Origin of the sequence: Evansella halocellulosilytica, assembly GCF_002335745.1 — a bacterium.
Taxonomy (GTDB): domain Bacteria; phylum Bacillota; class Bacilli; order Bacillales; family Salisediminibacteriaceae; genus Bacillus_CA; species Bacillus_CA halocellulosilytica.
This window is the reverse complement of the sequence record NZ_NIST01000001.1, coordinates 1703306-1715636: the sequence shown is the minus strand read 5'-3', so window position 1 is coordinate 1715636 and position 12331 is coordinate 1703306. Positions and strand designations below refer to the sequence as shown.

9 protein-coding genes are annotated in these 12331 nt (G+C 40.1%); all 9 read right to left on the bottom strand.

Annotation, left to right across the window (positions count from 1 at the left end; genetic code table 11):
• Positions 1 to 13: 13 nt before the first annotated feature.
• The 9 genes from CD001_RS08175 to pcrA all read right to left on the bottom strand — a co-directional run bounded on the left by CD001_RS08175 (position 14) and on the right by pcrA (position 12323).
• On the bottom strand, positions 14 to 241 hold the full coding sequence (locus CD001_RS08175; RefSeq protein WP_257009970.1) for a DUF5050 domain-containing protein: 228 nt from the start codon (positions 239 to 241) through the stop codon (positions 14 to 16).
• Between the two features lie 89 nt (positions 242 to 330).
• The gene (locus tag CD001_RS08170; protein WP_257009969.1) at positions 331 to 690 is read right to left on the bottom strand and encodes a YobA family protein; all 360 of its coding nucleotides are present in this window, start codon (positions 688 to 690) and stop codon (positions 331 to 333) included.
• 325 nt (positions 691 to 1015) lie between these two features.
• Complete coding sequence (gene gatB / locus CD001_RS08165; RefSeq protein WP_096187025.1) at positions 1016 to 2449, bottom strand: Asp-tRNA(Asn)/Glu-tRNA(Gln) amidotransferase subunit GatB; 1434 nt, start codon at positions 2447 to 2449, stop codon at positions 1016 to 1018.
• Between the two features lie 14 nt (positions 2450 to 2463).
• Complete coding sequence (gene gatA / locus CD001_RS08160; RefSeq protein WP_096187024.1) at positions 2464 to 3918, bottom strand: Asp-tRNA(Asn)/Glu-tRNA(Gln) amidotransferase subunit GatA; 1455 nt, start codon at positions 3916 to 3918, stop codon at positions 2464 to 2466.
• A gap of 13 nt (positions 3919 to 3931) precedes the next feature.
• Positions 3932 to 4222, bottom strand: coding sequence for an Asp-tRNA(Asn)/Glu-tRNA(Gln) amidotransferase subunit GatC (gene gatC, locus CD001_RS08155; RefSeq protein WP_096187023.1), 291 nt, complete (start codon positions 4220 to 4222; stop codon positions 3932 to 3934).
• Between the two features lie 306 nt (positions 4223 to 4528).
• Positions 4529 to 5980: a sodium/proline symporter PutP gene (gene putP / locus CD001_RS08150; protein WP_096187022.1), complete on the bottom strand. Its 1452-nt coding sequence runs from the start codon at positions 5978 to 5980 to the stop codon at positions 4529 to 4531.
• Positions 5981 to 6747: 767 nt separating this feature from the next.
• The gene (locus CD001_RS08145; RefSeq protein ID WP_096187021.1) at positions 6748 to 7932 is read right to left on the bottom strand and encodes a CamS family sex pheromone protein; all 1185 of its coding nucleotides are present in this window, start codon (positions 7930 to 7932) and stop codon (positions 6748 to 6750) included.
• Between the two features lie 104 nt (positions 7933 to 8036).
• The gene (ligA, locus tag CD001_RS08140) at positions 8037 to 10043 is read right to left on the bottom strand and encodes an NAD-dependent DNA ligase LigA (protein WP_096187020.1); all 2007 of its coding nucleotides are present in this window, start codon (positions 10041 to 10043) and stop codon (positions 8037 to 8039) included.
• A 12-nt stretch (positions 10044 to 10055) separates the two neighbouring features.
• Entirely contained in the window at positions 10056 to 12323 is a 2268-nt protein-coding gene (pcrA, locus tag CD001_RS08135; RefSeq protein ID WP_096187019.1) for a DNA helicase PcrA, read from the bottom strand.
• Positions 12324 to 12331 lie beyond the last annotated feature (8 nt).

The window sequence follows — 12331 nt, the reverse complement described above, 5'->3', positions numbered from 1 at the left end:
GAGATTTTCCTCCTCATCTTTTTGACTCATTTTTATTAAACAATTGTAAACTGCCTTCAGCTAATATTTCCAAATTCGTTCCATCTAATTTCATTCTATATATATTTGATTTCCCGACTTTCTGTTCCTTGAGCTTTTCCTTTTTTTCAAAATAAATCCATTGGCCATTAACGAAGTAATTTGAAGTAGTGATTTTTGATCCGTCACTCATAATGAATTCGATATTTACATTCTCATTCATTGGCACAATTACTCCCCCTCTCAAAGTTCAACACCCCAAAAAAACTATTCCCTAACCCTCATATTTCTAAACACGAAATATGAAAAATCTTAATCGTTTGAGGAAATAACTTCAACTTTGACCGCGTCTGCCTGCATGGGATAAGACTCTCTGACTGGACCGGTGTGCCAAACATCTACTTCGTCTCCTTCTCTTAAATCTTCAAATGTTAAGCTCTCATCCCCCTTTCCAATTATTTCTGCACTTCCAGAAATCGAAAACGAAATAGCATCGTTTCCTTGCCAATCTTCTTCGCTTATGTCTATCGTTTCAATGCCTTCTATTACTAACATTGAGTTTTCTGCTAACGAATAAATAAGACCTGTTACAATCGGATCTTCCATTTGTCCCTGTTCATTACCCGTTCCACACCCATTCAGCAGCAGTAAGAGTGGAAAAATGAGCCACATTTTTTTCACGATCATTCCTCCTTCAATCTTTATATTTTATTAGACGCTCTTTTTAATCAAAAGGAGTCAAACAGTTTTCGTAGTAACTCCGTGTTTCGTCGCAACTTCTCTCAGGTTACACGCAACTTCTCTCAGGTTACACGCAACTTCTCTCGGGTTGCACGCAACTCATCTCGTGTTTGACGCAACTCATCTCGTGTTTGACGCAACTTCTCTCGTGTTTTGACGCAACTTCTCTATGTTTTATTGCATCAATTCTTCAATTCACTAAATGTGCGGATGAGAAAAAAGGCTGGAACATGTAGTTCCAACCTTTTTGGCAGAGTTATCGTTTGTTAATTTCCTCTACTAGAAGCTTGTTCACGATTTGTGGGTTCGCCTTTCCTCTTGACGCCTTCATTACTTGTCCGACAAGGAAACCGATCGCTTTGTCTTTTCCGTTTTTATAGTCAGTAATCGATTGTTCATTCCCGTCTAACACATCATTCACCATTGTTCTGATTTCGCCTTCATCACTAATTTGGACGAGACCTTTGTCTTTCACAATTTGTTCAGGATCACCGCCGTTTTCAATTAATTCTTTGAAAACTTTTTTAGCAATCTTAGATGAGATTGTTCCTTTTTCAATTAACGCAATCATCTTCCCTAGTGCTTGCGGAGTCATCGGGATTTCAGTAATCTCTTTATCATTTGCATTTAAATAACCGTTCACTTCACCCATGAGCCAGTTTGATAACGGTTTAGCTGGGGCTCCTGCTGCTAATCCTTGCTCAAAATAATCACTCATTGCTTTTTGCTGAGTTAAAACTTGAGCATCATACGCTGGCAAGTCGTATTCTTTAACGTAACGTTTTTGTCTCGCATCTGGAAGCTCTGGAATTTGTGAACGAACTTTCTCTTTCCACGCTTCGTCAATATAAAAGTCGACTAAATCCGGATCAGGAAAATAGCGATAATCATCAGATCCTTCTTTTACTCGCATAAGGATCGTTTGTTTGTTGTTTTCGTCCCAACGGCGTGTTTCTTGAAGAATTTCTCCTCCTGATTTTAGCTCTTCTTCTTGTCGAAGCTCTTCATATGCAACTCCTTTTTGAACATTAGCAAAAGAGTTCAAGTTTTTCAGCTCTGTTTTCGTACCAAATTCTTTCTGACCGACAGGACGGATCGAAATATTCGCATCACAGCGAAGCGAACCTTCTTCCATTTTACAATCAGACACTTCAGTATACTGCATAATCGCCTTTAATTTTTCTAAATATGCATAAGCTTCTTCAGGTGTTCGAATATCTGGTTCTGAAACGATTTCAACTAGCGGTGTACCGACACGGTTAAAGTCCACCAAAGATTGTCTTTCACCTTCAAGATGTGTCAGTTTTCCTGCATCCTCTTCTAAATGCAGACGAGTAATGCCGATTTTCTTTTTGTCACCTTCGACATCGATTTCAATCCAACCATTTTCGCCAATCGGTTTATCATATTGAGAAATTTGATATGCTTTTGGATTGTCCGGGTAAAAATAATTTTTGCGATCAAACTTCGTCATTTCTCCAATTTCACAATTCAGTGCCATTGCAGCTTTCATCGCAAACTCAACTGCCTTTTTGTTTAAAACCGGAAGTACACCAGGGTGGCCTAAACAAATAGGGCACGTATGAGTATTTGGCGGTGCACCAAATTCTGTTGAACATCCGCAAAAGATTTTTGATTCTGTCTTTAATTCCACGTGGACTTCAAGTCCTATTATCGTTTCGTAGCTCATCATGTGTCCCCCCATTACAATTCCGGTTTCAGCTTATGGTGGTTTGTTGCTTGTTCAAAAGCATGTGCAACACGATAAACTGTTTCTTCGTCAAAATGTTTTCCGATTATTTGCAACCCGACTGGCAGTCCGTCTGCCAATCCGCAAGGAACGCTGATTGCTGGGACTCCAGCTAAGTTTACCGGTACGGTTAAAATATCATTTGCATACATCGTTAATGGGTCGTCTATTTGTTCACCGAGCTTAAATGCTGTCGTTGGAGCTGTTGGTCCTACGATCACATCATATTTTAAAAAGATATCTTCGAAGTCTTGTTTAATTAATGTCCGAACTTGCTGTGCTTTTTTGTAGTATGCATCGTAGTATCCGGAGCTTAACGCAAACGTTCCGAGCATGATCCGGCGTTTGACTTCATCACCAAATCCTTCACTTCGAGACTTTTTATACGTTTCAACGAGATCTCCTTCTTCGATTCTTTCACCGTAGCGAATACCGTCAAAACGTGCTAAGTTTGCAGATGCTTCAGAGGAAGCGATAATATAGTAAGTTGCAATCGCATATTTCGAATGAGGTAGTGATACCTCTTCCCATTTTGCTCCCATGTCTTCGAGCGTTTTCAAAGATTGTTGAACTTGCTTGCGAACTTCTTCACTGACACCTTCACCTAAATATTCTTTCGGTACAGCAATTTTAAGATTCTTAATATCGCCTGTTAAAGCATTTGAATAATTAGAAACTTCATTTTTAGCGCTCGTCGAATCAAGAGAGTCATGTCCTGCTAAACTATTTAAAATGAACGCATTATCTTCAACAGTTCGAGTAATTGGGCCGATTTGATCGAGTGAGGATGCAAATGCGACTAAACCAAACCGGGAAACGCGCCCGTATGTAGGTTTTAATCCAACGACACCACAAAAGGCTGCAGGTTCTCGAATCGAACCACCAGTATCTGAGCCTAAAGCAAATGGGACTTCTCCCGCTGCAACAGCTGCAGCCGAACCACCGCTCGATCCTCCTGGAACACGTGCAGTATCCCATGGATTTTTTACAACGTTAAAGCTTGAGTTTTCATTTGAAGACCCCATCGCAAATTCATCCATATTAATTTTACCAACCGAGATCGCTTGTGCGTCGTTAAGCTTTTTCACAACAGTAGCATCATGCATCGGCTCAAAGTTTTTCAAAAGCTGGCTCGCGCATGTCGTACGGATGCCTTTTGTCACAATATTATCTTTAATACCAACAGGAATTCCGAAAAGAGCTCCGAGTTGTTCATCTTTATTTATTTTTTCTTGTAATGTTGCTGCTTGTTGCTTCGCTTGCTCTTCTGACAAGTGCAAAAAGGCTCCGATTTCAGAATCAACTTGTTTTATTCGTCGATAAGCTTCATCAACGAGGTCCGAAACTGTAATTTCTTTTTTATGTAATTGCTCTTGTAGGTCAGCAATTCGATGGTCAAACAATGACATAGTGTCCCCTCCTTTATTCAAAAACAGCTGGAACTTTCACTTGTCCATCTTGCTGGACAGGCGTGTTCTTTAAGGCATCTTCTCTAGAAAGTGAAGGCTTTACTTCATCTTCTCGTAAAACATTTTTCACATCTAATACGTGAGAGGTTGGTTTAACATTTGTCGTATCAATTTCATTTAACTGTTCCGCAAAATCAATAATTTGGTCAAGCTGGTATGCAAATTTTTCTATCTCTTCTTCTGTAAATTCAAGGCGTGCTAAATGTGCAACATGCTTTACTTGTTTCTTTGTGATTCTTTCCATTAATCTAAACACCTCCATCATCGAAAATCCGTCCTGATTCTTGCATTACAATAGTATGATAATACCAAAGAACAACAGGACAAGCAATCTCTCCCACTATAAGCCACCTCATGTATCCATAAATATCCATGTGCCTGGCACATGGATATTTATGGATAAAGTTCTGTTTCTATGTTCAACTAATTGACCAAAGTCACAGGTTCGAAAAGTAAGCCAACCTCACACACCTATAATACAAAAATACCAAAAAAACCCAAGTGCCAGGCACCTGAGAGTTTTTGGTCATTATTATGCAATTTCTTTTAATTATACATTTTCTCTTACTCGTTCAAATTCTTCTTCAATTTCTTGACCTGGGCCGTTACCGATTAAACTGAAGACAATGATTGCGATTGTCGCAAGGATAAACCCAGGGACAATTTCGTATAAATCAATTGGAGCGAGTAAATCCCAAAGGATTACCGTAGCACCTCCGACAATCATACCTGCTAATGCCCCGATACGAGTCATCTTCTTCCAGAATAATGACAAGATTACAACCGGACCGAATGCAGCACCAAATCCTGCCCATGCATAACCGACAAGATCTAATACAGTTGATTCAGGATTATATGCTAGTAGGATTGCAAATAAGGCAATAACTACAACGCCAATACGTCCGACCCAAACTAACTCCTGCTGAGATGCATTTTTACGGAAAATCGCTTTATAAAAGTCCTCGGTTAAAGCACTTGATGATACGAGTAATTGTGAGTCGATCGTACTCATGATTGCTGCCAAAATAGCTGCAAGCAAGAATCCTGCAACCCAAGGGTCAAAAAGTACTTGCGTAAACTGAATAAATACAGTTTCTGAGTTATCTAATGGAGCGTCTGCAAAGTACGCAATCCCTACAAAACCAGTAAAGATCGCACCGAACAACGCAAAGACCATCCATGACATACCAACTAAACGAGCTTTCGGAATCTCATCTTTCGATTTAACTGCCATAAAACGAGCAAGGATATGAGGCTGGCCGAAGTAACCTAATCCCCAAGCGAGCAATGAAATAATTCCTAATGCAGTCGTACCAGTAAATACATCAAGATAAACCGGATCAATGTCTCCTACGCGGTTTACTGTCTCATTCCAGCCACCCATCTCTTGAATCGCACGAATTGGTACGATAATTAAAGCTAAGAACATGAGGATACCTTGTGCAAAGTCTGTCCATGATACAGCTAAGAATCCACCTAGGAAAGTATAAGAAATGATAACGATAGCTCCAATCCAAAGTGCTGTCGTGTATTCTAAGCCAAATGAACTTTCAAATAAAATCGCACCACCGACTAGCCCCGAGGATGTATAAAAGGCAAAGAAAATTAAAATAACGAGTGCAGACACCATGCGTAAAATTTTTGAATTGTCCTTAAATCTGTTCTCAAAGTAATCTGGCAAAGTAATCGAATCACCAGCAATTTCCGTATAAATACGTAATCGTTTTGCAACAAACTGCCAGTTTAAATACGCACCCATCGCTAGACCGACGGCAATCCAAATTTCTGTCATACCGAAGGCGTACATTGCTCCTGGTAAACCGAGTAATAACCAACTACTCATATCAGAAGCACCAGCACTCAAGGCCGCAACACTTCCTCCGAGTCTTCTGCCCCCTAGTACGTAATCAGATAAATTATGTGTCATTTTGTATGCAACAAGGCCAATTGCTAACATACCAACTAAATAAACAATAAACGTAACTAATGTTGAAGTTTCCAAAGTTATGATCTCCTCTCAGTAAAATAAGTAATAATTGATAGTATGACTAATAATGGCATCGGGACAAATAACCAAAACCAAGTAGCTGCTGTAAGTGAATGTTCCACCCTCTCACCTCCTCAATTAATAAATACAATGATTAACTTCATATAAATGCTTTTAACTTAAAATCGCGTCGATTTTCTACTATATTCTACATAAACAGCATATACACCTCTATACAATTTCAAGAATTTTCTATCTTCATTCACAATTCAGAATGACAGTCATAATGAGTACTATAACACACATAGATAATCAGAACATTGCAAATATTATTTTATTCGCTTACATATGTATTTTTATGCAACACTGTCATTAAATAAAGCGTTTTCTTTATTATATAGACATATATATTCATTAAAAAAAATGAAAATAAATTCGTCATTCTAGTATAAATTATCCATTAAATGACTTTTTTATTATAAAAAAATGTCGATTGCACTGTCTGAGCATATAAATTCCCCTTCACATTCCTAGCTTTTTTACTATTCTAAACTATTCGATCAGGACCTTTTTCATGATTAAAATCTAAAGAGTAATATCGTCTCTATGTATTTTAGAGAGTGAAACTAATAGAAGGAAATACATCTAACATTACATAGTGTTTTTTCAGTAGACGGAAGTAAATAGCTAAAGAAAGACGTTCGCCCCCTCGATCCTTTAGTAAAACGAAAAAGAGCGCCTCAGAAGTCGTTAGCTTCATGGCACTCTTTACGGTTATTCATTTACTTATAAACATGAACATACGGCTCCTGCTCAGGATATTGCACGATCAAACTTTCCTGTCCATTGACCGATTCCATATGAACGTAAATCGGTACTTGCTCAGAGAATGTATTCGCGAGCCTGCCACTTACAAATTGTGTAAGAGCTATCACTTCAGACTTTCCAGGTGACTGCAGGTTTAACTCTATTGTCATTTCTTCTAACGTTTCATTTTTATAACGCCCTTTACCGACAACTCCTATGCTTTGATCAAAAAACTCTTCAACATCTGTTTTAAATTGTGAAAAGGCATTTGCCTGATTCGGAATTGCATCATTTGCTGCTCTTGACGGGAAAAAGAAAAACTGTTCGTCAATCGCTTCCCAACCGTCAATCGTCGTTTCACCTTCACCAACTTGAGTCATGGAGATAAACGAGCCAGGTACAATTGAACCTCTTCGCTCTTCTTGATAAAGAGCAATCGTAATCGGTACATTTTCTAGTCCTTCCATCGACCGTAACCGTTCAATCATTTTCTGAGCGGCTTCTTTCCCATATGCTTCAGCGTCGTAATCAGTGTCTTCAAGCGCTCTTTCGTGGAAGTGGTATCCGCCATCATCGTCTTCTGTGCGAAAATAATAGATAGAGCGTAATGAAATTCCTAGGACGACACCGCCTAAGTTTACTCCATCTTCCTCACTTCCATAAAAGTAGTTATGCTCCATAATATGTGAAAGAATAAGAGGATGGTTTCCCATTCGGTCCTCCATATCACCTTCATCACCGAGTGCTGGATTTAACCCGTCTACTTGATCGTCCTCATCAGGATCATACCTTCGCAGCCAGTGATTGATCGTATTTCCAGTTAAAAACTGTCCTTCTTGAAAGTAATATTCCTCATTGCTATATTGTCCAGTTGCAATTTCTAACAACCCTAATTCAAATTGATTAATGTCGATACGATTATTCATCGCAGCTGCAACATTACCTCTTGCATCGCTTCGGTTATACGTACCGTCACTCAAGAGATTACGATAAAATTGTTCATGGGATTCAATGGTCGGTGTAATCACATATTGCTGTTCTTCTTCCTCGTCTGTTTGTTCGACGACTATAACGTCTTCCTCTCCCCGCTCCAATGCAGGAATACAACCGGATAAAATCAGCAATACTGCTACGATTAACAAGCTGATTTTTTTCTTCATCCGCAGTTCACACTCCTCGCCGTCTGCCTACGCTCTAGGCTTCTACTTAATGTCTATTTTCCGTCCTTTTAATTCGATCTTTATTTCACTTGAAACGTAACCGATTATTTCTTTAACTCACTCAGTAAACGACCTTCATCCCAAATTTCAATTTCAAGCTCTTCAGCTTTCTTTAATTTGGATCCGGCTTTTTCTCCTGCAATGAGGAGATCCGTTTTCGCACTGACACTGCCAGTTACTTTACCGCCCAATGCTTCAATTTCAGCTTTCGCCTCTCCTCTGGACATCTCCTCCATCGTACCAGTTAGTACGACTGTTTTACCAGAGAAATAAGAATCATTCTCTTCAGGAGCGCCAGGCTTTGGCCCTTTATAAGTAGTATTAACACCTAGTCCTTTCAACTCACCGATCAATTCAGCAACTTGAGGCTTTTCAAAATACGTTACAATCGCATCGGCCATTTTTTCGCCAATTTCGTCGATCGCCTCTAATTGTTCACGGTTAGCCACTTTTAACTCGTCAATCGTTTCAAAATGCTGTGCGAGCGTTTTAGCCGCTTTCGCTCCGACAAATCGTATACCGAGTCCAAATAACAGCTTTTCTAATGAATTTTCCTTACTCGCTTCAATAGCATTCAGTAAATTGTCGACTGATTTTTCTCCCATACGCTCTAACTGTAGCAGTTCATCCCGTTTCAATTTATAAAGATCGGCAACATCTTCTACAAGTTCATGAACGAATAGCTGAGTAATGACTCGTTCACCTAACCCATCAATATTCATTGCGTTTCTAGATACAAAATGAATTAAGCCTTCACGGATTTGTGCCGGACACTTCGGGTTGACGCACCGGAGTGCAACTTCTCCTTCAATTCGAACTAACTCACTGCCACATTCAGGACATTGTGTCGGCATAGAAAAGTCTCTCTCATCACCTTTTCTTTGCTCGGTTAACACATTGACAACTTCCGGAATAATGTCACCGGCCTTTTTTATCGTCACTTTGTCACCGAGCTTCAAGTCTTTTTCACGAATTAAGTCTTCATTATGAAGTGACGCACGTTTTACGGTCGTACCCGCAACAGAAACTGGCTCCAATATCGCTGTAGGAGTGACGACTCCGGTTCTTCCGACACTTAACTCAATATCTAAAAGGCTTGTGACGACCTCTTCAGCTGGGAACTTAAAGGCAGTTGCCCAGCGCGGACTTTTCGCTGTAAAACCAAGTTGCTCTTGATCACGCAACGAGTCGACTTTAATGACGATCCCGTCTATTTCATAAGGAAGGTCTGCCCGCTTATCAAGCCAGCCTTCACAATATTCAACGACTTCATCAATCGTTTCACAATGCTGATGCTGATCGTTCGTTTTAAAACCGAGTGATGCAACATAATCGAGTGCTTCATGGTGAGACTCGATCTCTTTCCCTTCAATTTGGCCAATCGAATAAATAAAAATATCTAAGTTCCGTTTTGCAGCTATTTTCGGATCGAGTTGACGAAGTGACCCTGCGGCAGCGTTCCTTGGATTCGCAAAAAGCTGTTCACCATTTTTTTCTTTCGCTTCGTTTAGACGCTCAAAAGAACGTTTCGGCATAAATGCTTCACCACGAACCTCAATCGTTACATCTTCTTTTAACCGTAACGGAATCGACGCAATCGTCTTCAAATTGCTCGTAATATCTTCTCCGATCGTGCCGTCCCCTCTTGTAGCCCCTTGAATGAAACGGCCGTTTTCATATTTCAATGTAACCGCAAGTCCGTCAATCTTGAGCTCACAGCTATAGGTCGGTGCATGACCTAATCCTTGCTCAGCACGACGGTGAAAATCACGTAAATCTTGTTCATTAAACGCATTCGATAAGCTCAACATCGGGATCGCATGCTGTACTTTTTTAAAATGGTCAAGCGGTTCACCACCGACACGTTCACTCGGGGAATCATCTCTCTTCAAATTCGGGTGCTTTTCTTCGAGTGTGACGAGCTCACTTAGCAGCTGGTCGTACTCTGCATCGGACACTTTCGGTTTATCTAAAACATAATAATGGTGTGCATAATCATTTAATTGATCTGTTAAGCGGTCTATTTCTTTTTTCACATCTTGCTCGTTCATCTTCTTCCCACCTTACACTTTCGTAATTGGTGCAAATTTCGCAAATAATCGCTTCACGCCAACTTGAGGAAAGGCAATGTCTAATTCAACATTTTCACCCTCTCCTTTCATGCTGACAACAGTGCCTACTCCCCACTTTTTATGGGAAGCTTTGTCGCCGACTGCCCAAGCAAATGAATCGCCACCAGTCGTTGTCGTCATTGTACGTTGAGTCGTGCGTGCCGCTCCCGGTTTTTGTGGTGCAGGTCGTCCCCCTTGTGGTGCGGAGCCAAACCCTGAACTGCTGGAGCGTGACGTTTTCATCCAAGGCGGTGTCGGTTCACTTTTCGTCTCTTTTAGTGAATCTAACAAATCTTCAGGAATTTCTCCTAAAAAGCGAGAGGAAGGATTCATATTCGTTCTTCCGTATAATGTGCGCATTCTTGCTCTCGTTAAGTATAACTGCTGTTCAGCACGTGTAATCCCAACATAAGCGAGGCGTCGTTCTTCTTCCATTTCTACTTCTTCCATTAACGCTCTGCTATGAGGGAAGACCCCTTCTTCAAGACCAATTAGGAAGACATACGGGAATTCAAGTCCTTTTGCAGAGTGCAAAGTCATGAGCAGCACTTTTTCTTGCTCTGTCACGTCCTCATCGTCTACTTTATCGATATCTGCAACTAACGCTAAATCTGTTAAAAATGCGATGAGCGACTTGTCATCATTGTTTTTTTCAAACTCTTTCGTTACGGATAAAAACTCATTAATGTTTTCTAACCGTGCTTCAGCCTCTAAACTTTTATCGTTTTTCAGCATGTCACGATAACCCGTTTTCTCAAGAAGCTCTTCAACAAGCTCCGTTACTGATAAATAATCTTGCATCTGAACCCAGTTTCTAAGCTGGTCGGCAAATTCCCTTAGTGTCTTATGGAAACGGGCACTTAAGCCGATTTGGTCTACTTCTTGTATCGCTTGATAAAGGGATAAGTCATTCGCTCCTGCGTAATCACTAATTTTATCGACGGTCGTATTCCCAATTCCGCGGCGTGGAACGTTAATAATTCTCCGGAAACTAATATCATCATCCGGATTCGCAACTAAACGTAAATAGGCTAGGACATCCTTAATTTCTTTTCGATCATAGAATTTCGTTCCCCCAACAATCGTATACGGCAAATTCGATTTCACAAACATTTCCTCAATAACACGCGATTGGGCATTCGTCCGATACAATATAGCAATATCTGACGGTGATACTTGATTCATTTCTGTTAACTCTTTAATTTTCCCAATGACAAATTGAGCTTCATCATGTTCACTATCTGCTTCATAATAAGCAATTTTCTCACCATCGTCATTGTCTGTCCAAAGCTTTTTCGGTTTACGGTTCATATTGTTTTCAATAACTTCATTTGCTGCTTTTAAAATTCGTTTCGTTGAACGGTAGTTTTGTTCAAGCATAATCACTGTTGCATCAGGATAATCCTTTTCAAAGGATAAAATGTTCTTAATATCTGCTCCGCGCCAACGATAAATCGACTGGTCTGAATCCCCAACAACACATATATTTTCGTGACGGTCAGCCATCATTTTTACGAGCATGTATTGTGCATGGTTCGTATCTTGATACTCGTCTACCATAATATACCGGAATCTTCTTTGATAGTATTCCAATACTTCTGGAACTTGATTAAAAAGTTTAATCGTTGTCATAATCAAGTCATCAAAATCGAGTGCCTGATTTTTCTTTAACTCTTTCGAATAAGCCTCATACACTTTCAGCACCGTTTGTTCATATGGTCCAGATGCTGTTTTTTCAAGATCTTTCGGCGTTTTCAGCTCGTTTTTTGCAGAACTGATCGAGCCTAGGATTGACCTCGGCTCAAATTTTTTCACGTCAATGTTTAGCTCTTTCATGAGACGTTTAATGACTGTCTGCTGGTCTGATCCATCTAATATCGTGAAATTACGGTTGATCCCGATTCTATCGATGTCACGGCGAAGAATACGGACACACATCGAGTGGAACGTCGAGATCCACATTTCATCTGCTTGTCCGCCAGCGATTTTTGCTACTCGTTCTTTCATTTCACGCGCTGCTTTATTCGTAAATGTAATCGCTAATATTGACCAGTGGGGAACTCCTTTTTCTGCGATTAAATAAGCCATTCGATGCGTCAATACTCGTGTTTTCCCACTTCCTGCACCAGCCATAATTAAGAGTGGTCCGTCACCGTGCTTCACTGCCTCTGCTTGTTCTGGGTTTAACCCTTGTACTAACTGTTCTTTCATTCGTTCCATTTTACCAC